This is a genomic window from Paenibacillus sp. J22R232 (assembly GCF_056269165.1).
The window spans coordinates 11085-36366 of the sequence record NZ_JBWDNK010000028.1 but is presented as its reverse complement, the minus strand read 5'-3'; the positions used below and the strand labels follow the sequence as shown (position 1 = coordinate 36366).

Below are 25282 nucleotides of genomic sequence, written 5' to 3'. Positions count from 1 at the left end.
TCTGTGTTTCTTCACTAACTCTTCTTCCTCCCATAACGGATCATCTCCCTTGTCTTAAGTTTAAATTATTGGATGGGAGGACTCCAGTTTAATTAGGGGGCCTAAGAGAAACTGCAACGTAGCAAGAGCGAGGTTAGTTGAACGACGATTAGAGTGTATAAATTGCAACGTAGCAAGGGTGGTTGAGTGGAGGGATTACTGGTGTTTAAGAGACTGAAAGAGCAGCGTTTCTGCAATCATGCAAGGTTGTCATCCTATATTCTAAACAACGCCAAAAACGGTTGAAGCTGCCTTTCGTGACGGCTTCAACCGTTTTTTGATCGCTTTTTTGATTACCGACTACGGCAATGTTTTCACCGACCTGCGGATGACCAAATCGGCAGGCAGGACAATTTTTTTCCAAGGCAAAGCGGTTTCGCGCTCTTGAATACGTTCAACGAGCATTTGCATGCCCATATAGCCGAATTGGTAAGCCTGCTGGGCGGCAACGGTAAGGAACGGCTCCACCTCCGAATAGGGACCCAAGTCGTCGAAGCAAACGATCGAGATGTTTTCGGGAACGCTGATTCCCCGTTCACGAAGCAGTCGCAAAATTTCGACAGCCAGCACGTTATTGCCAGCGACGATGGCGGTTGGCGCCGGTTCCAGCTGATCGAGCCATTGTCCCATTTCGGTCAAGTCGCTTAAAGGGCCAAAGCTAGTTTCGAATACATAATTCTCATTGTAAGCAAGGTCACTCAGCTTCATTCCATCCTGGTAGCCTTGGAGCCGCAGCCTTGCGCTGGACACGGAAGGCGAGCCGTTCACGAACGCAATATTTCGGTGACCTTTTGCGACCAGATGCTCTACGAGTCTTCTTGCTCCGTCTTTGCTGTCACCTAGCACAATATCGCATTCGATGCCGGGAACCTCGCGGTCTAGCAGAACAAACGGAACCTTATGCTTGCGAAGCGACTCCAAATGCGGAAGGGAAGGATCGCCGGCCGGCGCGACCAGCACCCCATCGACGCGCGTGGTCAAGATGGTCGTCACATAGTCGGATTCTTTCTCGATGCTCTCGTCGCTGTTGCCGAAGAGCAGACGGTAGCCCGAGCGCTTGGCCGCGTCTTCCGCACCTCGCGCAAGCGTCGTATAGAACGGGTTCATTATATCGGTGATAAGCAGAAACAGCAGCTTCGTCTGCTGGAGCACGAGACTGCGCGCCGTCTGATTGGGCACATAGCCAAGCTCCTCCATGACTCGCTTAACCTTCGCCCTTGTCTTATCGCTTATTTTGCCAGTGTTATTGATAACTCTGGAGACGGTCATAGCGGATACGCCTGCTTTCGCCGCTACATCATAAATCGTTACCATAGCATTGTCCCCTCATGAATAAATCCTAGTTTCTATCATACAAAAAAGTCTTCATTGACAGCAAGCCTTATTCTTGTTATTTTGAGGTTATCGGTAACATTATTATAACCTATTGGAGGTTTTATTCATGACGGATACAAATGTTCGTTTCCAAAGCGGGTTTCCAAAAATCGGAATTCGCCCTACGATTGACGGCAGAAGAAAAGGCGTTCGCGAATCATTAGAGGAGCAAACGATGAACATGGCAATCGCAACAGCCAAGCTATTGTCGGAGCATTTGCGCTACCCGAACGGCGAACCTGTCGAGTGCGTAATCGCGGATACATGCATTGGCGGCGTTTCCGAAGCAGCGGCTTGCGCTGATAAATTTGCCAAATCCGGCGTAGGGGTATCGATAACGGTAACGCCTTGCTGGTGCTACGGCACGGAAACGATGGATATGGATCCATCCATACCGAAAGCGGTTTGGGGCTTTAACGGTACGGAACGCCCAGGTGCTGTATATTTGGCGGCAGTTCTGTCAGGTTATGCTCAAAAGGGTCTTCCGGCTTTCGGCATTTACGGGGAGCATGTACAGGATTCAGGCGATACATCCATTCCGTTCGACGTGAAAGACAAGCTGATTGGCTTCGCCAAAGCAGGTCTAGCCGTAGCTTATATGCGTGGCAAATCCTACTTGTCCATGGGTTCGGTCTCCATGGGGATCGCTGGATCGATTGTGAACGACGCATTCTTCCAAGAGTATCTTGGCATGCGCACGGAGTACATTGACATGAGTGAATTCGTACGCCGCATGGAAGAAGGCATTTACGATGGCGCGGAATTCGAGAAAGCGCTTACGTGGGTGAAGGAAAACTGCATTGAAGGTCCGGATAACAATCCTGCCCATCTGCAAACCTCAAGAGAACAGAAGGACGCGGACTGGGAAACGGTTGTCAAAATGACGCAAATTGCCCGTGATCTCATGGTCGGCAATCCAAGGCTGGCCGAGCTTGGCTTTGGCGAGGAAGCAGGCGGGCACAATGCCATCGTTGCCGGATTCCAGGGCCAACGCCAGTGGACGGATCATTTCCCGAACGGCGATTTTATGGAAACGGTGCTGAACTCTTCCTACGACTGGAACGGCAAGCGTGCACCGTACATGGTTGCGACGGAAAATGACAGCTTGAACGGCGTCGTTATGCTATTCGGCTATTTGCTATCGAACACGGCCCAAATCTTCGCGGATGTCCGCACGTATTGGAGTCCGGAATCGGTGGAGCGCGTTACGGGCCATAAGCTGGAAGGGGCGGCTGCGAATGGTCTCCTCCACTTGATTAACTCAGGATCGGCAACGATGGATGGAACCGGTGAGCAAACAAGAGACGGCGAGCCTGCGATGAAGCCATTCTGGGAAATTTCCGACGAAGAAGCACAGAAATGCCTGGATGCGACTTCATGGCGCCCGGCTTCCGTCGAATATTTCCGCGGCGGCGGCTATTCATCGGATTACTTAACGCGCGGCGGCATGCCGATGACGATGTCCCGAATTAACCTAGTGAAAGGAATCGGACCTGTCCTGCAAATCGCAGAGGGCTATTCGGTTGAATTGCCGCAGCATGTCCATGATACGCTGGATAATCGGACAGATCCGACTTGGCCGACGACTTGGTTCGCTCCGACGCTTACCGGCGAAGGCTCCTTCCACTCCGTATATGAGGTAATGGACAACTGGGGCGCGAATCACGGCTCCATCAGCTACGGGCATATCGGTGCAGACTTGATCACGCTCGCTTCGATGCTTCGGATTCCGGTTAATATGCATAACGTTCCGGAAGAACGGGTCTTCCGTCCAAGAGCATGGGGCTTGTTCGGTACGGCTAACGCGGAGAGCGCAGATTACCGTGCTTGCCAAAATTTCGGGCCTATTTATAAATAAAATGGAGGTTTTACAATGAGCAGCACAGATATTCGCAATGAGCTTTGCAAATATGCACGCAAGACGGTTACGAACAAATTAGTCGTCGGCCCTGGAGGAAACATAAGCGCCAAGTTCGAAGGTAAGATGTACCTCTCGCCAAGCGGCTTCGCGCTGGATGAGGTAGAGCCGCATCAATGGGTAGAGGTTGATATCGAAACGGGCGAAATTACGGATATCGGCTTGCGTCCGTCCTCCGAGGTGCTGATGCATCTTTACGCTTATCGGGCTAATCCGGATATTGGCGCAATCGTACACACGCACCCTCCATATTGCATCGCCTTTACGCTGGTGGAGCAGGAGCTGCCGATTATGTTCCCGGACCAAGCGGCTTTAGTCGGCAAAACCGTTTATGTACCCTATGTGCTTCCAACGACGGATAAGCTTGCCGATGCCTATGTGGCGAAAGTGAACGAAGCGAGCTCGGTGCTGCTCGGCAATCACGGACTTGTTACGTCTGGCCGTAACCTGCGCGAGGCCTATTACCGAACAGAGGTCGTCGAGGAAAGTACCAAAATCTATTTGATTGCCAAAGCCATTCGCGAGCCTAAAGTGCTTACGAAGGAAGAATTCGAAGAAATTGCCTCGCTCGAAAGCGAAGCGTACCGCATTGAATTGCTGCAGAAGATGAAATAATCGGCGCAGCCCGGCCTCCGGAATGAATCAAAAGGAAAGGAAGAGCTGCGCATGACAAAACTTGCGACGGTGCTTGCGTTCGACCTTGGCGCCAGCAGCGGCAGAGCGCTTATCGGCGAGCTGGTGCGGGATGAAGCCGCGGATTCGAACAAGCTGCAAGTGACCGAGATCCATCGATTCCCGAATCAGCCGGTCGCCTTAAATGGGCATTTGCATTGGGATATCCTGCGTCTGCTGCAGGAGTTGAAAACAGGCATCCGCAAAGCGTTTCAGCTCGGTTATGAACCGCAAACGTTTGGGATTGACACATGGGGCGTGGATTTTGGATTGCTCGACGCGAACGGCGAGCTGCTCGGGAATCCTTACCATTACCGGGATTCCCGGACGGATGGCATCGTGGAAGAGCTGAACGAGATAATCGGCAAAGAGCGTTTATATGAGCAAGGCGGCTTGCAATTTATGCCTTTCAACACGATTAATCAGCTGTATGCGATGAGCAAGGCTGGTTCACCCAAGCTTGCCGCAGCCAGCTCCTTGCTGCTTACGCCGGATCTGCTCGCGTATTTTCTGACAGGCGAGAAAATATGCGAGTTTACGATGGCAACGACAACGCAGTTGTTTCAACCAAAGGAGCAGCTGTGGAATAAACCGTTAATGGAAAAGCTGGGCATTCCAAGCAAGCTGTTTATAGAGCCAACGCATCCTGGTACGATTTTTGGCCAGTTAACGGACGAAGTATGCGAGGAGCTTGGCGTTCCGCCGATTCGTGCAGTAGCTGTCGGATCGCATGATACAGAGTCCGCAGCAGCAGCTGTTCCAGCAGAAGCAGGTAAACCGTTTGCCTACGTCGTGTGTGGGACCTGGTCGCTGCTCGGGACAGAACTCGCGGGTCCGTTAGTCACGCCGGAAGCGCAGTCGCTTGATTTCTCCAATGAGGGAGGAGTCGGCGGAACTTACCAGCTGCTCAAAAACATAATGGGGTTATGGATTTTGCAGGAATGCAAACGAGAGTGGGATGAGCAAGGAAACGAGCTTTCCTTCAGCGAAATTACGGCGCATGCGGAACAAGCGGAGCCGTTCCGCAGTCTCATTAATCCGGATGACGCTTCCTTCTACGCGCCAGCCGGTATGATCAAACGGCTTCAAGCCTACTGCAAGGAAACGGGCCAGTTAGTACCGCAGTCGGTAGGTGAAATCGCGCGCTGCATCATCGAGAGCCTCGCACTGAGGTATAATCAAGCGCTTGGTCAAATGGAAGCATTAACGGAGCAGTCGTTCAACGGGCTGCATATGGTTGGCGGGGGCATTCAGAATGAGCTGCTTTGCCGTTTAACCGCTAGCGCCATAGGCAGGCCCGTATGGACGGGGCCAGTGGAAGCGAGCGCAATCGGCAACATGCAGATGCAGCTTGTCGCGCTTGGGCAATGCGAAAACTTAGCGGAGTCGCGTTCGCTAGTTGAAGCTTCGTTCCCGATGGAGCAATATGCGCCTGGACCAACGCATGGCTGGGCTGCAGCCATTGAGCGGTTCGAGCGTTTATGCCGCGAGAAATGAGAGCATCAGTACTGAACATGCAGTGGAGAGGAAGGAACAAGCATGCTTATTGGTATACCAAAGGTGCTATCGCCTGAGCTTCTTAAGGTGCTTAGCGAGATGGGCCACAGCGATGAAATCGTTCTGGCGGATGGGAATTTCCCGGGTGCAAGCCATGCTCAGCGATTAATTCGTGCAGACGGCCATCCTATTCCCGAGCTATTGGACGCTATACTTCAGCTGTTCCCGCTTGATCAATACGTTGAGAAGCCGGCAGCGCTGATGCAGGTCATGCCTGGCGATTCGGCGCAGACTCCGATTTGGGGCGAGTACGGCACAATCATTGAGCGGCGTACCGGCTTGTCCGATCCGTTCGAGCAGGTTGAGCGCTTTGCGTTCTATGAAAGGGCCAAACAAGCATACGCGGTCATTGCGACAGGCGAGAGCGCGATTTACGCAAACCTCATTTTGAAAAAAGGCGTTATTACCGAGTAATCACATAGCAAGCAAAAGACCCTTGCAGCTTATTAAGCTGCAAGGGTCTTTTGCATAGGATAAACGATAATTGAGCTTCGTATCTATTACTGGAAACTCTATGATAAAGCTTCGTATCTATTACTGGAAACTCTATAATAAAGCTTCGTATCTATTTCTTGAAAAATCCATGAAAGAGTTCGGCTGTTTTTTTCTGATCAGGCGTAATCGAGAACAAGACAAAATTTCCATTGCGAATAATTTGATAGTTTTTGGCCTGCTCGTATTGATCCTGCAAATAGGACTCGAAAGCGGTTTGCAGCATTTGGGCACGAGCCTCGAAGCCTGCTTTCACGCTATCGTAATCTGCGTCGGATTTCAGCTGCACGACGGAAAATTCGCCTGCTTGAATCATCATCATCGCTTGATTGAAGCTGCCGTCAACGAGATGTTTATCGGGATCGATACCATAGGTATCTTTGATTTTATCTCCTTCGACAGCCGTTAATGGGCCTAAGCCCGCATCTGCTTTAAGCTTGGCAGCAATATCTCCCACCGTAACCTCAGCGTTCGGATTGTCAGGATCCGGCTTTGAAGTTGGCTTAGGCGTTGGGGATGGCGTAGCGATAGGCAATGGCGACGGTTTTGCAGTGGCCGAACCTGTAGGTGTGGCGCTTGGTTTTATGGCTGGAGGAGCAGTAGCTGTCGGCTTCGCGCTGGGTTTTGCGGCTGGAGCAGTAGACACCGGCTTCTGAGTCTGCTGAGGCTTCGGCGTTGCTGTCGCTTTTGCGGTCGGCTCAGGCTTTTTCGTAGGCTTTGGCGTTATTTTTCCTTCCGATTCTTTTGAAGGCGCTTTTGTTTCGGCAGGCGTAGCCGCTTCTGCTGTTGCAGTAGGCGCCGGAGTAGCTGCCGGAGAAGCAACCGACTGCTCGCTAGGCGAAGGCTGCGGAGTAGACGACGGCACCTCCGTCGCAGTCGCTGCGTCGGTAGCGCTCGGTTTTACCGTCGTACCGCTTGATATATTCGTAGAGCTTTCCGTATCGATTGTTTTTTGGCTTGTGCTGCTGCAGCTTGCTGCAAGGAGAGCGGTAGCGGCTGCAAGCAATGCGACCGTTATATACTTGGCGTTAAACCTAAACATTCGAGTAGCCCCTTTAAACATAGTTATTAGTTATAGACGACTCATAGACATAAAAAGTTGCTATTCTACCATTTTTTTAATGATTAATCGACTACTTTCGCGCCTCGGAAGGCGTCATTCCTTTATATTGCTTATACAGCTTCGTGAAATAATTGGGGTTATCGCAGCCAACCTTGCCCGCTATTTCGGTAATGGTGTCATTGCTGCTTCGAAGCAGCCGCTCCGCTTCATTCATCCGGCTTACGTTGACATACTCAACGAACGTACGGCCCGTTAGCTTTTTGAACAGTTTGCAGAAATGATAGGGATTAAGGCTAACCTGCTTTGCGGCTTGTTCGATAGACAGCTTCTCGCAGAAGTTAGACTCGATCTGCTGTATCAGCAGCTTAAAGCGGTCACGATTCGCAGAATATGGTTCTGCCGGCTTGCCGGCAAGCTGCCGCTCGAGGAACGTGCGCGCCAGCAGCGTAAATAAAGCATGCAGCTTCGACTTTACGACAAGCTGGTAAGCAGGAGGCTTCGTTGCAAGCTCGCCAATGGCTTCATCGAGCAAGCCATAATAGGAGAGGCATGCTTCATCCTGCTCGACTGGCTTAACTGGATAATGAAGCCTTCCTTCCAAATAGGGAGCAACAAACTTCGCATGAACGGGATCATGGACCCAATCATTGAAGAGCGAAGCGTTCAGCACCACGCAATCGTAATAAATGGGCTTGTAGCCTAGCGAATAACCAACATGCAGACCGCCGCCGGGTATAATAATGACATCGCCTTCATTTACGATGTAAGGGCGGCTGTCGATATGGAACACCGCGCTCCCTTCCCGCATGACGATGATTTCGAAATGCTCATGCCAGTGCAAATAAAGAATGCAGTCATTCGGCTTTACTTCAGGGCAGTGGTTTTGAAACAGCTGGATCGGATACGTTTTATGCTCGAGACGGGTATTCTCCCGCAGTTCCTTCGGATAGGACATTTTTTGCTCACCACCACAAGATTAGACTAGTATTGCGCAAGATTGTTTAGAGTAATCTATAATAATCCTAGCTATAATGAATTTGTTAAGACTACTATAAGCCAATATTGGAGTGATATACAACCATGGAAAACAAATTAAGAATCGGAACGCTGGTAGGCGGCGGCAACGCGGACCACGTCATCCCGCAAATCGTGAAGCATGGCTTTGAATCGTTTAATCTAACCTTCTGGCAAACAACGGGGAAGACGGATTTGGTCGAAATGGCTAAACGCGTACGCGCATTGGCGGACGAGCATGATTTTGTCGTGCCGGCTGTAAGCGTTTTCGGTAATCCGTTGACGGGAGAGGGAGACAATGCGGATACGCTTGCAAGCTGGGAGCGTCTAATCGACCACGCTCATTTGTTCGGTGCGGATATCGTATCCGGCTTCACCGGCCGCATCACGAATCAGCCGATCGACGAATCCATTCCCGTATTCAAGAAGGTGTTCGGAGAGCTGACAAGAAGAGCGGCGGATAAAGGCGTTCGCATCGCATTCGAGAACTGCGATATGGGCGGAACCTGGCAGACGGGCGACTGGAACATCGCGCATAACCCGACTGCATGGGAAATGATGTTCAACGCCGTACCGGAGGACAACATCGGTTTGGAATGGGAGCCATGCCACCAGATGGTGAGCTTAATTGATCCTATTCCTCAGCTTCGCAAATGGGTGAACAAAGTATTCCATGTGCATGGCAAGGATGCCACGATTGCCTGGGATATCGTGAAGGAGCATGGCGTGCACGGAAAACAGCCGTTTGTTTGGCATCGCACGCCTGGTTTTGGCGATACAAATTGGACGGATATCATCAGTATACTAAGGCAGAACGGCTACAAGGGCACCATTGACATCGAGGGCTGGCATGATCCTGTGTACAAGGATGAGCTGGAAATGACCGGACAGGTGCATGCGCTCAATTATCTGAAACGCTGCCGCGGCGGCGATTTTGTTCCAAACCCAATCTAGGCAAGGGAAAGAGAGGAAAAGGATATGTCGATTAAGCATAAGGTAGTTGTCGTTGGTTGCGGCGGCATGGCGAATACATGGGTGGAGTATGCGAAGAACAGGGGAGATACGGAGATTGTTGGTCTTGTCGACATTAAGGTCGAATTCGCTCAGGCAATGGCAGACCGTCAAGCGTTAACCTGTCCTGTTTTTACTGATCTGAAAGAGGCGATCGCCCAAACAGGCGCTACGATCGTATTCGATATCACAATTCCGGCAAGCCATTACTCGGTCGGCACTACAGCGCTGGAAGCGGGCTGCGACGTATTCGGCGAGAAGCCGCTTGCTGAATCGATGAGCGATTGCAGCGATATTGTGCGGCTGGCAGGCGAGTCGGGACGCACGCACGCGGTCATGCAGAACCGCAGGTTCGATCCGCGTATCCGCGCATTCCGCCAGCTGCTGACTGATGGAACGATCGGCAAGCCGGGCTTCATAGGAGCTGACTTTTTTATCGGAGCCCATTTCGGTGGCTTCCGTGATGCAATGGACAGTCCGCTGCTGCTTGATATGTCGATTCATACGTTTGACCAAGCCAGATTTCTAATCGGTGCAGATCCGGTATCCGTGTATTGCCAGGAATTTAATCCTCCAGGGTCATGGTATGCAGGCAACGCGATGGCGATTTGTATTTTTGAAATGAGTGACGGCTCCGTATTCGATTACCGAGGATCTTGGTGCGCGGAGGGGGTTACAACCTCATGGGAAGCATCGTGGCGGGTTACAGGCGAGCACGGAACGGCGATATGGGACGGGCACGGCAATCCATATGCCGAGATCGTCGCTGCAGGCGACCAATCCGGCAAGTTTATACGAGAATACGAGCGAGTGGATACACAGCTTCCAGAGATGGCGAACACGGGCCATCAAGGCTGCCTGGACGACATGTTTGCTTCACTTGAGGAGAAGCGCCAGCCGGAAACGAGAAGCGCTGACAATATTTACAGCATGGCTATGGTGCTGGCCGCGGTAGAGAGCGCGAAGATTGGTCAAAAAGTCAATATTGCTGACTTCATGAAAGCTGCAGCGAAATAGGCAATAAAAAGAGGACGTCCCGAAGCAATTTGCAGCGGAGACGTCCTTTTGCATGGTTATGGCTGTTTCATTTTGCGATGAATCGTTTATTCGCTGAAAATGGACACGGCGGCATTCAACTCGCCAACTTGCTTCGTTAATTGATTAGAGGAAGCTGCCACTTGTTCAAGAGCGGCAACCTGTTCTTGCTCCATGGCCGAGATATCGTCCATATCCTGCTTTATGCGGTCAGCGCGCAGCTCTACTTGTTTAACGAGCAGATGGATACGGTTCATCCGTTCGCCTCCATGTTTCATTTCTTCCGTCATCGTTTGAATTTCGGTTTGCACCGTACTATTGGCTGCGTGGATGGAATGGTAACCTTGCTGTGCTTGAGCTGCTACCTGCTCACCTGTAAGCAGCTGCTTGACGCTTTGCTGCATGCGCTCTTGAATCAGATTGACAGTAAGGCCTACATGGTTCATCTTCTCATTGATTTGAGTGGAGATGGCTGCGGTTTGTCCGGCTAATTGTTTGACCCTGGCTGCAATGACGGCAAATCCGCTCCCATGCTCGGATGCTCTGCGTGCCTCAATGGAAGCATTGAGCGCAAGGATATGGGTTTCGCTGGAAATTTGCCGAATAAGCTGCAGCATCGCATCCATTTCTTTTGCGAGCCGGTGCAGATGCTTGGCGTCCAGATCGACTTGGGTGACGGTCGTTTTGAGTAGGGCGAACTGTGCCATGAAGCTTTCTAGCTGCTCGTTTCCTTCTTTGGCGATATGAACGGAATGGGCGGCCTGCGCGTTTATCTGGTTTGAATTAGTGGTCATGCTCTGGAAAAGGCGCACAAGCTCATCAAACTCCTGCACCGACATTTGCACAAATTCATCATGTTCATATAATGCGTGAGAGACTTTTTCTGTTGCTGCTGCAATATCTTTGCCGGATTGCTTGTTTTCACCGAGCCCAACGTCCATTTGCTGCGAGGAAGAGACGACCTGCGCGTTCGTTTCTCGGACTCTTTCAATAATCGTCCGCAGCGTGATAAACATCGTGTTAAAGGATTCGCATAGCTGCCCAATTTCATCGCGGCTGCGGCTATGAACCGGAGAGACCGATAGGTTTCCTCCGGCCAATTGAGCCGCATTGATGCTTAGTTTGCGAAGTGGAACGGCAATTTCATTCGAGATCAGCCATGCAATAACAAGAGAGCCGCCAAAAACGGCTGCGAAAGCTACTGTAAATAAAAGCATATTCTGCTTGAAGCGAGCGGCAATCCGATCTTTTTCGGCTGCGTTGACGGTTAGCTTCGTGCGGACGAGCTGCTGCAGGTCTTGTTCGATCAGACCGGTTATCTGAACGATAGATTCATAGGTAGCCTCCTGCTCATCGACAGCGGCTTTCGATTCAATCTGTGCATTCAGTTTGTTCAATTGTGCGTGAAGTGAGCTTATCGTTTTATGAAGGGCCTCGAATCGTTCCAAAGTAAGAGGTTCGATCTCCTCGCGCTCCAAGCTGCGCAATTGTTGTTCCAGTTGATTAAGCACGGCAGGATGGCGGCTCTCGTTGAAGGCTTGCCGGCCATTGACGATTCGCTCAATCTCGGGATTGAAGTCGGATGGAAGAGATCCGGTCAGTTCATTTGCTTTCAGCGTAGAAACGAGCATGAAATCATACGTATTCCTATCGTTGTTGAATACGTACATCTGGGTACCGCTCACCCCTCCCATCATTAAGAGAATGAGAAGAAATGCGATAATGAGCTTCCTACGGATAGACTGGTTCCGATATCCGTTCATAACAGCCATATATATGCCCTCCCTGGGAAATAATTACTATGAATGTTACGGGACAAAAGTCCCGAAATCTTTAGTTTTTTCGGTTATTTCATATATTTATGCGTTTTATGTCAAAAAACATATAATCCACGTTTAATAGAGCGGAAATATATAAATAAAGACTGTTTATTATAAATACTAGACGGAAAAGAATCCTCTATAATGAATGAACCATGGCTTACTCGTACGGCGAGGAAAGCAAGGCTCAGGCTTTTGAGAGCGTAAGAGTCTTATCATGGTTGAACGACAATTGACGAATTAGGAGGAAAGATTGCAGTGAAAATTTCAGTAAACGGCGCGAAACAATCGCTTCGCAAAGCTTTGGCGTTAGTGCTGTGCGTCTGCTTGTTAATTTCTTTCATGCCACCTGCCAGAACGGAAGCGGCGGAAGCGGAACAATTTGCAGCCTCAGCGTCAGCACAGAACATCTTTATGGAAGACTTCAATGATGGGGATGCAGGGGGTTGGACCACTTTTGGCTCAATGAATCCACAAAACCGCGGCGTCTGGGGAGTTAATTCTGCGAAGCAGTATGGGATCAACGGTTCGCCTGGTGCCAAAACGGTTGCTTCCAGCACTTATTTTCAAAATGTGCAATATGAAGCGGATTTGAAAATTGGCGGCATAAATTCTGATGGCACCGGCGTACTGTTTAGGGTGAATAACCTATCGGATAATGTCGCTGACGGCTATACGGGCTATTACGCTGCATTAACGGTCGACAAAAAAATGACGCTCGGAAGAGTAACAGGAAACGGAGACGAGTGGAAGGAACTGGCAATGGTGCCCGTGAAGTGGAACCAAGGCCACTTCAAAGTGGTGGCGATCGGCAACCATATCCAAGTGTTCCTGAATGATATGGATACGCCAGTCATCGATTTGGTAGATAATGACGGCAAACAAATTACGGAAGGCGGTCAGATCGGGCTTCGGACGTGGTGGGGAACCTCTACCGTCGATAACATTGTTGTAAGAGAGCGGTTCGAACAGGCAACTGCCGAACCGGAATTCAGCATTGCGCCAGGTCATTACGCATCATTGCAAACGGTTTCATTAATGTCGGCAACGGCTGGGGCAATCGTACGCTATACAACGGACGGCAGTCAGCCTAATGGCAGCTCACCTATTTACACTTCTCCGATCGCAGTGGAATCGGTAACGAATATCCGTGCCTATGCGGAGAAGGCCGGAGAGACGGTATCAGATACGGTTGAGGCTTTATATGTCATCGCTAGAGGCGATGGAGAACTAAAGGATGATTTCGACAACGGGCTTACGCAGCATTGGACAACCTTTACGGGAGCTCAAACTGCGGATTGGCAAGCAGTTGGCGGGAAATACCAAGTAACGAACGGCAGGGGCGACAAGGCGCTGCTTGATGCATCTCCCGAGCACTTCATCGTAGAGGCAGACATTAATCCCTATGCAAGCTGGCAAAACAGCGGCTTCATCTTCAGGATTGCCGATCCAGGCAACGGCCCGGATAAGATGAGCGGCTATTATGCGGGGATTGCCGCGGATGGCACGCTTGAAGTAGGAAAAATGAATGCGGCTGGGAATAATGGCAGCGGAAGCTGGACGGGAATTACGAAATCATTCGCGGCTGTGTATCCGAACCAAAATAACCATCTGAAAGTGGTAGGATTCGGCTCCACTTATTACATTTACGTAAACGGAAAATTGGAATATCAATTCACGGATACGGAGTATCGAGCTGGCAAGATTGGCTTGCGGGCTTGGAACGACAACAATCTAGTTACTTACGATAACTTCCAATTGACGAGCTTAACGAGCAAAGCAGCACCTTTAAATGAAGACTTTGAGAGCGGAAGCGCAGCAGGCTGGACAACCTATGGCGGCTCTTGGAGCGTGACTGACGGGAAATATAAAGTAGGTGAAGGCTCGGGCTTCAAGTCCGTTGCCAATGGCACGAATTATAGCAATTTCACGTACGAAACCGATATTTCTGTGAGCAAGGGCGAAAGAGACGAGAATGCAGGCGTGCTTTTCAGAGTCAGCAATCCTACCGTTGGCACGGACAACTTGAAAGGCTACTTTGCAGGCATTGGCGTGAATGGGCGTGTCCAGGTCGGAAAGTTCAACAACAATTGGACAGAGCTGGCATCCATTCCTTATCCGATCAGCCAAAATACGGTTTACCGGTTAAAGGTTGTCGCAGAAGGAAGAAACATCGAGGTGTATATCAACGACGAGCTTGTAGTGAGCGTCGTAGACCGTACGTATACGCAAGGCGCAATCGGCCTTAGAACGTTTCTCGTAGACGCAGCCTATGACAATATAAAAGTCACGGACAATGGAGCGGTAACGCAGCCAGTTTTTGACTGGTCTTGGGTGCAGGGAGCGGTTTTTGTCCCAACGAACGCAGTCAATCAGATCGAGCAATGGCGCAGCTATGACCACGAAATTAATGATCGCGAGCTTTCCTATGCCAAAACCTATGGCATTAACTTTGTAAGGGTTTTTATGCATAATTTGCTGTGGGAAAAAGATCAGGTGAATTTCTTAGCTAACCTGGAAGATTTCCTCTCCTTGGCAGATAAATATGGCATTAAAGTAGAACTCGTATTTTTTGATGATTGCTGGGGCGATTTCCCGGTTTGGGGCGATCAGCCAAAACCAAGATACGGCGCTCATAACAGCCAATGGGTAGAAGCTCCGGGCGATGCCGTGAAAGCGGACTATGCGGCCAACAAGCAGAAGCTTAAAGCTTATGTGCAAGGTGTTGTTAACGCATTCAAGGATGATGACAGAATCGCGGTGTGGAACGTCTATAACGAGCCAAGCAATGGCGAGAGCGGCTTAATGGACACCGTTACGAAACAAATTATGAATGATTCACGGATATGGATTAAGGAAACGGGCTCCACGGTGCCGGTTACCTCCACGGGAGGCCAATTTTCTGGCGGACCTTTCTCTGATTTCATTACTTACCATCCCTATGAGTCCGACTACCCTACCTATCCGGACCGATACGGCCCCAATCAAGGCGTGCTTGCAGACGAGGTCATGAACCGCCTGACGCAATCGGTTCCTGGAGTAGTTAACAATTTTGGCAAAAAAGGGTTAGGATTTGTGATGTGGTCACTCGGAATTGGCCGTGATAACACGCGATTCCCTTGGGGAAGCGATGTTAATCCGCTAACCGAAGAGCCGGCAGTGCCATTCCACGGCGTCGTTTATCCAGACGGGCATCCTTGGGATATCAACGATATTAAAGCTTTGGTAGGCGATGCCTACGATACGCTGCCGATCTATGGCGTACAGTATTACAAAGATAGCAATTTCGAACAGCTGGTCAAGAAATCAATCACCCCGCGCGTTGATTTCGACCTTGGCAACGAGAGAGGAACCGGGTCGCCCGATTCATCCGTAGGCATTGGCGAGGATAACTTCTCGATCAGATGGACCGGAACGGTTCAGCCTGGAGCGACCGGCAGCTATACGATATTTGCCGATAGCGACAATGTTGCAAGAGTGTGGATTGACGGGATTGAGGTCATTAACAAGAAGTCATCCGTCAGAGAAGAAACAAGCGGCGAAGTTACGCTGGAAGGCGGCAAAAAGCTTGCCGTAATGATTGAATATGTCCATGCCGCAGGCGATGCCAGCATGCATGTGAAATGGGCAGGGCCAAACATGGCCAAACAGGTCATGCTGCCGATCTATTCGGAAATTCCGGTTGAATCCGTAGCGTTGGCGCCTGCTGCCATTACGGTGAAGGTTGGTCAAAAAGAAACGCTGCTCGCCGCGTTGACGCCCGTGAATGCTTCGAACCAGCAATTATCCTGGAGCTCCAATAAACCAGGTATCGCAAATGTTGGAACGGATGGCAGCGTAAAGGGAATAAGCGAAGGAACGGCAACGGTTACGGTGACTACAGCTGATGGCGGGTTCACGGCTTCGTCAGTCGTAACGGTTAAAGCCGCAACGACCTTTACGAATCCGATCGTACCGATATCGGGACCAGCGGGATCGGCTGATCCTACCATCGTATTTAAAGATGGCTATTACTATTATGCGAAATCAGAGAATGATGCTTCGCTGGTTGTAGCAAAGGCCAAGCGTTTAGAGGATATCGGTTCCTCGCCGCGGGTAACCGTTTATACGCCGCCGGCAGGAACGATGTATTCGAAAGAAATTTGGGCGCCTGAGCTGCAGTACGTGAATGGGAAATGGTATATCTATTTTGCCGCGGATGACGGGAACAACAACAATCACCGCATGTATGCATTGGAAGGCAATTCGCAAGACCCGCAAGGCACATATACCTTCAAAGGAAAAGTCGCTGATGCTTCCAATAAGTGGGCGATTGACGGGGCAGTCTTACAGGCTGGCGACCAATCCTTGTATTTTGTGTGGTCAGGCTGGGAAGGCGATACCAATGTGAGACAGAACATTTATATTGCGCCAATGAGCAATCCATGGACCATTAGCGGACCAAGAGTATTAATCTCCACGCCTGAAAAGCCATGGGAGCTGAATGGTTCGCCTTATATTAATGAAGGGCCGGAAATATTGAAAAAAGACGGAAAAATATTCATCGTATATTCGGCCAGCGGAAGCTGGACCGACGATTACACGCTAGGAATGCTGACAAACACGGACGGTGACCTGCTTAATGCAGCTTCTTGGACCAAGACGGGTCCCGTATTCTCCAAAGCAGCCATGAGCTTCGGCCCAGGCCACAACACGTTTACGACTTCACCGGACGGAACCGAGGATTGGATCGTGTATCACGCTACCATGAAATCCGGCGGAAGCTGGGCGAATCGGAGCGTAAGAGCGCAGAAATTCACTTGGAACCCGGATGGTACGCCGAATTTCGGCACACCTGTTGCTTATAATGCGCAGGTTGAGCAGCCGCATGGCACACCGACTCTTGACCGTCATAAGGTTGAGGCTGAGGATGCCGTCGTTCATGGCAGCGCAGCTGTCGTCCAATCGGAGAACAGCTCTGGCGGGAAAGCAGTAGGCAGGCTCGACGCGGCAGGCCATGACTATGTAGAATTTAATGTCGAGGCGGCGCAGGACGGAGCATACAGCTTAATCGTCATGGCAGAGAATGGATCTGCTGGCGGTGCAGTTGCCGAACACGACGTAGCCGTGAACGGCATGCAAGGCCAAGCGATCGCTTACAAAAATTTTGGCTGGAACCATATCAATCCGGCATCTATAGACGTGACATTGAAAGCAGGGTCCAACACAATCAGGCTTTCGAAAAAAACGAATTTTGCTCAGGTTGACTATATTGTGCTTGAACGAATCGTAGAGGAGCCGGCTAACAAGCTGCCAATTGAATCACTAAGCTTGGATATGTCCATTCTCCATGTACCTGTCGGTGCATCTACGGCACTTACTTCAACCATTAGGCCAATGATGATTGCTGATAAGAATGTAACTATTACGTCTTCAAATCCGAGTGTAGCAACAGCCGTACTCGTCGGCAAAGATACGTTAACTGGTCGTGCCATGTTCGAGATAACGGCTCATCAGCCCGGAGCTGCGCAAATCCGCGTGGTTAGCGTTGCTGATGCAAGCATTATAGCAGAAGCCACCGTTAACGCTCTGCCTGAGCCGCAGGAGCCTAATCTCTCCGCATTTGCGGTGGATTCATTCAATACGGATACACTCCATGCGGATTGGTCGATTTTTCAAGAGCGCGCGTCTAACTGGAGCTTGACGCAAAATCCAGGTTTTATGACGATTCGTACTACGGCTACGGATGTTTATCAAGATAATAACTCTTTAAACAATGTATTTTTGAAAAATGTCGCGTCTGGCAGCGATTTTGAATTGGTAACGAAGCTGTCGGCACCCATTTCGAAAAACCACCAGCAAGCAGGCTTGATCATCTGGCAGGATGCTGACCATTTCGTGAAGCTGTCACATGTGTGGGCGGATGGCAAGATTATCGAGACCGCCACAGAGATAAACCAGAAATATCGCAAAGCATCTAATTTTGTTAAGCATCCAGGAGGCAATACACTTACGCTGAAAATTAAAAAATTAGGCAATGTGTATACGACCTATTATTGGAACGGCTATGAATGGATTCAAGCGGCTGACGCGATGACAGCTGACTTAAGCGCAATCAAAGTAGGATTTTTCGCCAGCAATGTCGTTGCTCCCAACGATCCAATCGATGCGACTTTCGATTACGTTGCGATCAGAACGATCGAGGGCGGCGTAGACGTTGCGCCGAAGTCGGCGACGTTACAGGCTGGCGATCAAATCCAGCTTATGAATAATGGCGAGAGCGGGGCGGAAGTGACTTGGTCTTCCTCCGACAAAAGCATTGCAACCGTAAGCCAAACAGGACGAGTTGCAGCCGTATCGCCAGGCAGAGTCGTCATTAAGGCTGCTTCTCTGAATGGAGATTTCGCCTCGCAAGCTATCGTCACCGTACAAGGAACAATCAAACCCGGCGAAGTGTTGTACAGCGAGGATTTCACCAGTCAGAATCCTGGCGATTGGAGCACTTACGGCGGGGTATGGACCGAAAGCGACGGTGCTTTTACCGTAACGAATGGCGCTGGCTACAAAGCGATTCTGAATAGCCCGAATTTCACGGATTACGTATTCGAATCCGATGTGAGAATCGTTAGCGGAACGGAAGCCGGACTTCTATTCCGAGCATCCAATGCGAGTATCGGGCCGGACGCGCTCGATGGGTATTACGTTGGCATTAACGCAGCGAGCAAATCCGCCGTATTAGGCATATTCACTAGCGGTAAGTGGAAAGAACTTGCAACTAGAAATCTTCCGATCCAGACAAACGAATGGTATACCGTTAAAATTGTCGTCAGCGAAGACCACATTCAGGTCTACATTAATGATAATCCGCTTAATAGCAATCCGTATCCTAAATTTGACGTGGCGGAATCTACCCATCTTGCAACGGGCTCCATCGGCTTTAGAACGTTTAATGCCAAGGCGCAGTTTGACAATGTGAAGGTTAGTGCTTACGCAGAAACAATCACGGGACCGACTTATACCAATACGGAGCAGCTCCCTAACATCGCTGATCCGCATGTGATGTTCCATGACGGTATGTATTACTTGTATGGTACGAATACCGCGGATCATCCGAACATGCCAAACGGCATTAAAGTGTATACGTCAACGGATCTGGTTAACTGGCAGGAGCATGGTTATGCATTGGAAAACAAAAATTCTTGGGGTGACAACCGCTTTTGGGCACCTGAAGTTATTGAGAAAAACGGTACGTTCTACATGTACTACGCAGTCGAAGAACGTCTAGCCGTTGCCACAAGCGATTCACCGCTCGGACCTTTTGTTCAAGAGGTACAAGCACCTATCCATCTGAATACGCCTGAGATCGATGCGCATATCTTTACGGATGAAGACGGGAAAACCTATATGTACTTTGTTCGTTTCAATAATGATAACCATATTATGGTTGCCGAAATGAACGAGGATATGAAAACAATCAAGGAAGACACGGTTCAATTTGTGTTTGCGCCGACGCAGGCTTGGGAGAAAAGCCAGAAGCAGCCGGTCGCTAGCATTAACGAAGGCCCATTTGTTATTAAACATAAGGGAACCTACTACATGACGTATTCAGGAAACCATTTCCAAAGCCCGGATTACGGAGTAGGCTATGCGACTGCGCCAACGCCTACCGGACCGTGGACCAAGTATGAGTTCAATCCCATTATGAAGGCAAATGAATTAGTGCCGGGAGCAGGGCATCATTCGCTCGTGCAATCCCCTGACGGGAAAGAATTGTTTATGGTTTATCATGTGCATTACGGAATTGGCCAAACGGAGCCGAGAAAGCTTGCCATTGACCGGGTACAATTCGTTCCGCAGGAGAACGGTCCTGACTTAATGGAAGTATGGGGTCCGACCATCACGCCGCAGCGCATGCCTTCAAACAACAAAGAAATTGATGCAGCGTCTATTATCATCAGCAGCCAAGGCGATAAATCAACGATCACGGCAAAAGGAGGCACGCTCCAGCTGCAAGCAAAGGTTCTCCCTAGCGACGCAACGAACAAACAAGTCATATGGTCGATTGAGAGCGGAGCCCATGCCGCTTCCATCACACCAAGCGGGCTATTGACCGCATTAAAAGACGGATTCGTTACGGTGAAAGCAGTGTCGGCTAATCGTTCATCGGTTTTCAGCACGTTTGACGTTACGATCTCAGGACAGGTTGACCCTGAGCAGCCTGGCAATGGCGGGGAACAGCCGCAGCCAAGCAATCCTTCGACCGAGCTTGCTGCAAAGGTAGAAGGCCATATATTGACGATGCCTGCTGTTAAGCCTAATACAAACGGACAACTGCTTCTGAAGATTGCGAATGCCGATTTCGAAGAAGTGATTGGACAAGCACGCAATCAGTCTGTCACAATTGTGCTGCAAAATGTGGATTCAGCGAAAGAAGCTATTCTTTCATTGACCGCAGGCCAGCTTGAATCAGCTAGGCAAAAAGGAATTGAAAACGTAGAAATCGTCATGGGATCTACGGCGTTTAGCTTAAAGACCGGATCATTCGATCAAGGCTTGGACAAAGCAGCAGAAATCTCGCTTTCTCTATCCAAAGTCAATAAAGACAGCCTTACAGCTGAAGCGGGTGCCGTTATAGGCAATAAGCCTGTTTATGAAATCGCGCTTCGCGTGAATGGGAACACAAGGTCTGAGTTTGGCGCTAAAATGCTTAAAGTAGCACTTGATTACGAGCTTCTTCCAAACGAAAACCCTAATCAAGTCGTGATTTACCGCATTGATGACAATGGAAAGCTTGAATTGATCAAGCATGCGAAGTTCGATGCAGAGTCAGGAAAAGTCGTATTTGACGCCAAACAGGCTGGCAAATACTCGGCTGTGCACAAAGCGGTTGCTTTTACGGATTTATCAAAAGTAGCTTGGGCGCAAGACAGCATCAATGCGCTGGCAGCCCGTGAATTGGTGAATGGAGTCGGCAATCAATTGTTTGCTCCGAGCAGCAAGGTGACGAGAGCGCAGTTCGTTACCATGCTGATGAATGCTTTTGCATTCGCGGACAGCGGCGCGGAAAGCAATTTTAGCGATGTATCGCAAGAAACCTGGTATTACGACGCGGTGTCAGCTGCTCAAAAGCTGGGCATTGTGAATGGCAAAACGGATGGCAGCTTCGGCGTGAATGATGAAATTTCGCGTGAAGAGATGGCCGTAATGGCCTATCGCGCATCGAAGCTTGCTGCTGTAGACTTGTCTCCTTCCGGGGAAACGGAGAGCTTTGCCGATCAATCGGCTATCGCAGCCTTCGCCGTAGAGAGTGTCAGCGCCATGCAGGATGCCGGTATTATCAATGGGAAGGGCGCAAGTCGCTTTGCTCCGAAGGAGCATGCTTCCAGAGCGGAAGCAGCCAAGATCATTTATGCACTGTTTATGCTGATTCCTTAATGTAAGAAGTCCTCTTAACCATAAGCGCCGCCTCCGTATGTTCATACGCGAGGCGGCGCTTATTTGTCTGTTTTGGCGAAGTGCGGATGGCGGAAAAGGACCGAATAATGTATAAAATAGCTTTTGCGTGTAAATACAACGACAGCCCGAATCCGTAAAATGATAATTGATCATAAAAATAGAGTGTTCATAGAGGAAGGAGTGGCCTAATGAGCGGAATCGTGCTACTGAAGATGGATAATGTGAGCAAAACTTTTCCTGGCGTTAAAGCGCTTAGCGGCGTAAGCTTCACCCTACGTAAAGGTGAGGTTCATGCATTGATGGGCGAAAACGGCGCGGGGAAATCAACCTTGATAAAAGTGCTGACTGGCGTGCACGCAATGGATAAAGGCGAAGTGCAACTAAATGGCAGGCCCATAACGGCAAGATCGCCGCAGGAGGCGCAGACGCTTGGGATCAGTACGGTGTATCAGGAAATCAATTTATGCCCGAACTTGTCCGTGGCAGAAAATTTGTATATTGGCCGAGTTCCCAAGCGCAGAGGCTCGATAGACTGGAAACGGATGAACGAGGACAGCGAACGCTTGTTGAAACGCCTGAACTTAAATCTGGATGTCAAACAGCCGCTGTCTGACTTCTCAGTCGCCATTCAACAGATGGTCGCAATCGCAAGAGCGGTTGATATGTCCAGCGGAGTTCTTATTCTGGATGAACCGACCTCAAGCTTGGACAATCAAGAGGTACAGCAATTGTTCGACGTGATGCGCAAGCTTCGCGACGAGGGCATGGGCATCGTGTTTGTCACCCACTTCCTTGATCAGGTCTATGACATTACCGATCGGATTACGATTCTGCGCAACGGTGCTTTAGTCGGTGAATACGAGACAAGCAAGCTGTCCAAAAGCAGCCTGGTCTCGAACATGATCGGCCGTGAATGGAGAGAAGAGGACGAGCATCGCAAAAAGGAAAAGAGCTATACGTCTGAAGTTATGATGTCTACCCAAGCTTTGACGAGAGTGGGCTCAGTGAAGCCGGTCAGCCTGTCCGTTAAGAAGGGTGAGGTTGTCGGTCTAGCTGGCCTGCTCGGCTCAGGGCGCTCGGAGTTCGCGAACCTTATCTTTGGGATCGACCAATCTGACAGCGGCATTCTGACGCTTGGCTCAGAGACGTTCCAATCGATGAATCCGAAGAAAGCGATCCGTAAAGGAGTTGGCTTCTGCCCGGAGGATCGGAAAGTAGCAGGCATAGTCGGGGAGCTTACGATCCGTGAAAATATCGTGCTCGCGCTTCAGGCGAAGAAAGGCATATTCAATTATATTCCCTTGAAGAAGCAGCAGGAAATTGCTGGGAAATTCATAGACCTGCTTCGAATCAAGACGCCTAGCATGGAACAGCGAATCGATAATTTGAGCGGGGGCAATCAGCAAAAGGTAATATTGGCGCGGTGGCTCGCTACGGATCCTAGCCTGCTCATTCTGGACGAACCGACTAGGGGGATCGACGTCGGCTCCAAAGGCGAAATTCGGAAACTGATTCTGGACTTGGCGAAGTCGGGGCTTTCGATACTCATTATTTCCTCGGAGCTTCAAGAAATGATTGAGTGCGCTGACCGAATCGTGGTGCTGCGCGACCGGATGCAAGTAGGAGAAATCAGCGGCGACCATATGACTGAAACTAATATTATGAAGATGATTGCAGAAGGAGGCGGTTCTCATGAGCAATATTCGCAAACTGGCAGCTAACGTCATGCACACCAAAATCATTTGGCCAATTACCGCTTTAGCCGCTATCCTATTGTTTAATTTATTTTTTGTTCCCGGTTTTTTTAATATCGAAATTAAAAACGGCCATCTCTTCGGCAGCTTGATCGATATTTTGAATCGTGCTGCTCCGATCATGGTTATTGCGATCGGAATGACGCTTGTTATTGCCAAGGAAGGCATTGATATCTCTGTCGGTTCCGTGCTGGCCATCTCCGGAGCGGTTGCCATTTCGTTGCTGGGCGTGGTGCCGCTTTGGATGGCCATTGTCGCCGCGATGGTCGTCGGGGTATTGTGCGGCCTATGGAATGGCGTGCTAATCGCTTATCTGGGCATACAGCCAATGGTTGGAACGCTTATCTTAATGACGGTTGGCCGGGGAATCGCGCAATTAATTACCGAAGGAAAGGTTCTTACTACCGACGATGCGGCTTTTGGCTTTATCGGCAAAGGTTTTTTCCTGGGACTGCCCTTCTCCATCTTTATCGCTGCATTCGTTTTCCTGTTTGTGCTTTATTTGAAAAAACGGACGGCTCTTGGGCTTTTCCTGGAGGCAACGGGCTCCAATAAAATATCAAGCGAGTATGCAGGCCTTGAACCACGGAAAATTTATTTATTCGTTTATATCGTTTGCGGTCTGTGCGCCGCAATTGCAGGACTGCTTGTGAGCTCGAACATCAGCAGCGCGGATGCGAACAATGCTGGCTTGTGGATCGAGCTGGATGCGATCTTGGCGGTCGTGATCGGCGGGACTTCCATGCGAGGCGGTCGTTTCTTTCTTGCTGGAACGGTCATCGGTGCTTTGTTCATTCAATCGCTTACGACGACGATCTATTCGATGGGAGTGCCGCCTGAGCGCATTATGGTCGTGAAGGCGATCGTTGTTATCGTTGTCAGCTTAATGCAATCGGACCGCTTCAGGCGAATGTTTCAACAGAAGAATAAACAGGTGGTGATTGGATGAAGCTGAATCTTCGAATTAATCAGAACAATATAATAATCTTCTCGACCCTGCTGCTCATTGTTTTGCTATACGGCGCGGGTTCTGTCCTCTATACCGGATTTTTCACCTGGCAAGTGTTTTTCAATCTTTTCATCGATAACGCCTACTTGATTATCGTAGCGACGGGGCTTGCTTTCGTTATTATTACGGGCGGCATCGATTTGTCGGTTGCATCCGTCGTTGCTTTCATCAGCGTCGTTTCTGCCGCACTGCTGCAGGAGGGCATGAACGCCTACGTTGTAATGGCCATTTGCTTAATCATCGGCATCGTGTTCGGAGCGGCGCAAGGCTATCTGATTCAACGCTTCAACCTGCATCCTTGGATTGTTACCCTCGCAGGCATGTTTCTTGCCAGAGGAGCGAGTTATTTCATAACGACGCAAAGCATCGTCATCGAGAATGCAACGTATACGGCCATTTCAAAATTCAAAATCAACCTGGTTGGATCCAATTTCATCTCGGTAAGCGTCGTGATTGCTTTGGCTGTCGTCGCGGTCGCCGTCTATGTTGCCAAATATACGGAGTTTGGCAGATCCGTATTCGCCATTGGGGGCAGCGAGCGTTCAGCGGTGCTGATGGGCCTCCCGGTTCCTCGCATTACGGTATTGGTGTATACGATTAGCGGTTTCTGCTCCGCGCTTGGCGGCATTGTGTTTACCTTCTATATGTTGTCTGGCTATAACCTCCACCTAATGGGGATGGAGATGGATGCGATTGCGGCTTGCGTAATCGGAGGCATTCTGTTGACCGGAGGCTTCGGTTACTTGGTTGGTCCATTGCTAGGCGTCATTTGCTCGGGCATTATTCAAACGATCGTCATGTACCAGGGTACGCTTAGCTCATGGTGGACAAAGATCGCTGTCGGATTCCTGTTGTTCCTCTTCATTCTCTTGCAGAGAGTGATCGTTATCCGCCGCCAAAGACGGCGCGTCATTAGCCATGCTGCGGAGAAGCCGGCTACTAGCGGCGGGGATAGACGAACGCCAGCTTCTATATAACGTAAATAATAGAATAATAGAATCTAAATAGTGCCGAATTTAGCAAAATATAACGTTTTTATGTAAATACAATAAACTTGAAACGAATTATATTAATAATGTGATCAACACG

The 25282-nt window shown here is 49.8% G+C and carries 14 protein-coding genes; 10 read left to right on the top strand and 4 right to left on the bottom strand.

What is annotated here, in order from left to right; translation table 11 throughout:
• Nucleotides 1-339: 339 nt before the first annotated feature.
• Complete coding sequence (locus AC0YN3_RS32430; protein WP_475778956.1) at nt 340-1353, bottom strand: LacI family DNA-binding transcriptional regulator; 1014 nt, start codon at nt 1351-1353, stop codon at nt 340-342.
• 127 nt (nt 1354-1480) lie between these two features.
• Between AC0YN3_RS32430 and AC0YN3_RS32425 the strand changes: the two genes are divergently transcribed.
• Genes AC0YN3_RS32425 through AC0YN3_RS32410 form a run of 4 tightly spaced genes read left to right on the top strand, consistent with a single transcriptional unit; the run spans nt 1481 to nt 5974 of the window.
• Nucleotides 1481-3271: an L-fucose isomerase gene (locus AC0YN3_RS32425; RefSeq protein ID WP_475778955.1), complete on the top strand. Its 1791-nt coding sequence runs from the start codon at nt 1481-1483 to the stop codon at nt 3269-3271.
• A 15-nt stretch (nt 3272-3286) separates the two neighbouring features.
• Nucleotides 3287-3946, top strand: a complete 660-nt coding sequence (locus AC0YN3_RS32420; protein WP_076266723.1) for a class II aldolase/adducin family protein — start codon at nt 3287-3289, stop codon at nt 3944-3946.
• 51 nt (nt 3947-3997) lie between these two features.
• Nucleotides 3998-5500 carry a rhamnulokinase gene (locus tag AC0YN3_RS32415; protein ID WP_475778954.1) on the top strand — a complete coding sequence of 501 codons (1503 nt, stop codon included), beginning with the start codon at nt 3998-4000 and terminating at the stop codon, nt 5498-5500.
• A 42-nt stretch (nt 5501-5542) separates the two neighbouring features.
• On the top strand, nt 5543-5974 hold the full coding sequence (locus AC0YN3_RS32410; RefSeq protein WP_475778953.1) for an RbsD/FucU family protein: 432 nt from the start codon (nt 5543-5545) through the stop codon (nt 5972-5974).
• A gap of 151 nt (nt 5975-6125) precedes the next feature.
• Here AC0YN3_RS32410 and AC0YN3_RS32405 read toward each other — a convergent pair whose 3' ends face one another.
• Together AC0YN3_RS32405 and AC0YN3_RS32400 are read right to left on the bottom strand one after the other, a co-directional pair.
• Complete coding sequence (locus tag AC0YN3_RS32405) at nt 6126-7094, bottom strand: DUF4358 domain-containing protein (RefSeq protein ID WP_475778952.1); 969 nt, start codon at nt 7092-7094, stop codon at nt 6126-6128.
• A gap of 91 nt (nt 7095-7185) precedes the next feature.
• Nucleotides 7186-8070: a helix-turn-helix transcriptional regulator gene (locus AC0YN3_RS32400; protein WP_475778951.1), complete on the bottom strand. Its 885-nt coding sequence runs from the start codon at nt 8068-8070 to the stop codon at nt 7186-7188.
• 125 nt (nt 8071-8195) lie between these two features.
• On the opposite strand from AC0YN3_RS32400, the gene AC0YN3_RS32395 reads away from it, so the two are divergent.
• Both AC0YN3_RS32395 and AC0YN3_RS32390 read left to right on the top strand, forming a co-directional pair.
• Complete coding sequence (locus AC0YN3_RS32395; RefSeq protein ID WP_475778950.1) at nt 8196-9083, top strand: sugar phosphate isomerase/epimerase family protein; 888 nt, start codon at nt 8196-8198, stop codon at nt 9081-9083.
• Between the two features lie 24 nt (nt 9084-9107).
• Nucleotides 9108-10157 (top strand): Gfo/Idh/MocA family protein, encoded by a 1050-nt coding sequence (locus tag AC0YN3_RS32390; protein WP_475778949.1) that lies wholly within the window; start codon nt 9108-9110, stop codon nt 10155-10157.
• A gap of 86 nt (nt 10158-10243) precedes the next feature.
• Here the strand turns inward: AC0YN3_RS32390 and AC0YN3_RS32385 are convergent, their stop codons facing one another.
• Nucleotides 10244-11947, bottom strand: coding sequence for a methyl-accepting chemotaxis protein (locus AC0YN3_RS32385; protein WP_475778948.1), 1704 nt, complete (start codon nt 11945-11947; stop codon nt 10244-10246).
• A 306-nt stretch (nt 11948-12253) separates the two neighbouring features.
• Between AC0YN3_RS32385 and AC0YN3_RS32380 the strand changes: the two genes are divergently transcribed.
• The 4 genes from AC0YN3_RS32380 to yjfF all read left to right on the top strand — a co-directional run bounded on the left by AC0YN3_RS32380 (nt 12254) and on the right by yjfF (nt 25170).
• The gene (locus AC0YN3_RS32380) at nt 12254-21409 is read left to right on the top strand and encodes a family 43 glycosylhydrolase (RefSeq protein WP_475778947.1); all 9156 of its coding nucleotides are present in this window, start codon (nt 12254-12256) and stop codon (nt 21407-21409) included.
• Nucleotides 21410-21618: 209 nt separating this feature from the next.
• A complete protein-coding gene (locus tag AC0YN3_RS32375) occupies nt 21619-23151 on the top strand; it encodes a sugar ABC transporter ATP-binding protein (RefSeq protein ID WP_475778946.1) in 1533 nt (510 codons plus the stop codon).
• Entirely contained in the window at nt 23123-24133 is a 1011-nt protein-coding gene (locus tag AC0YN3_RS32370) for an ABC transporter permease (protein ID WP_475778945.1), read from the top strand. Before AC0YN3_RS32375 ends, AC0YN3_RS32370 begins: the two co-directional genes overlap by 29 nt.
• Nucleotides 24130-25170 (top strand): galactofuranose ABC transporter, permease protein YjfF, encoded by a 1041-nt coding sequence (gene yjfF, locus AC0YN3_RS32365; protein ID WP_475778944.1) that lies wholly within the window; start codon nt 24130-24132, stop codon nt 25168-25170. Before AC0YN3_RS32370 ends, yjfF begins: the two co-directional genes overlap by 4 nt.
• Nucleotides 25171-25282 lie beyond the last annotated feature (112 nt).

What these genes read in the sequence shown, in the direction of transcription:
- AC0YN3_RS32420 (WP_076266723.1), top strand. Translation starts at nt 3,287, where the DNA reads ATGAGCAGCACAGATATTCGCAATGAGCTTTGCAAATATGCACGCAAG.
- AC0YN3_RS32430 (WP_475778956.1), bottom strand. Translation starts at nt 1,353, where the DNA reads ATGGTAACGATTTATGATGTAGCGGCGAAAGCAGGCGTATCCGCTATG.
- AC0YN3_RS32390 (WP_475778949.1), top strand. Translation starts at nt 9,108, where the DNA reads ATGTCGATTAAGCATAAGGTAGTTGTCGTTGGTTGCGGCGGCATGGCG.
- AC0YN3_RS32415 (WP_475778954.1), top strand. Translation starts at nt 3,998, where the DNA reads ATGACAAAACTTGCGACGGTGCTTGCGTTCGACCTTGGCGCCAGCAGC.
- AC0YN3_RS32395 (WP_475778950.1), top strand. Translation starts at nt 8,196, where the DNA reads ATGGAAAACAAATTAAGAATCGGAACGCTGGTAGGCGGCGGCAACGCG.
- AC0YN3_RS32410 (WP_475778953.1), top strand. Translation starts at nt 5,543, where the DNA reads ATGCTTATTGGTATACCAAAGGTGCTATCGCCTGAGCTTCTTAAGGTG.
- AC0YN3_RS32425 (WP_475778955.1), top strand. Translation starts at nt 1,481, where the DNA reads ATGACGGATACAAATGTTCGTTTCCAAAGCGGGTTTCCAAAAATCGGA.
- yjfF (WP_475778944.1), top strand. Translation starts at nt 24,130, where the DNA reads ATGAAGCTGAATCTTCGAATTAATCAGAACAATATAATAATCTTCTCG.
- AC0YN3_RS32405 (WP_475778952.1), bottom strand. Translation starts at nt 7,094, where the DNA reads ATGTTTAGGTTTAACGCCAAGTATATAACGGTCGCATTGCTTGCAGCC.
- AC0YN3_RS32400 (WP_475778951.1), bottom strand. Translation starts at nt 8,070, where the DNA reads ATGTCCTATCCGAAGGAACTGCGGGAGAATACCCGTCTCGAGCATAAA.
- AC0YN3_RS32385 (WP_475778948.1), bottom strand. Translation starts at nt 11,947, where the DNA reads ATGGCTGTTATGAACGGATATCGGAACCAGTCTATCCGTAGGAAGCTC.
- AC0YN3_RS32375 (WP_475778946.1), top strand. Translation starts at nt 21,619, where the DNA reads ATGAGCGGAATCGTGCTACTGAAGATGGATAATGTGAGCAAAACTTTT.
- AC0YN3_RS32370 (WP_475778945.1), top strand. Translation starts at nt 23,123, where the DNA reads ATGAGCAATATTCGCAAACTGGCAGCTAACGTCATGCACACCAAAATC.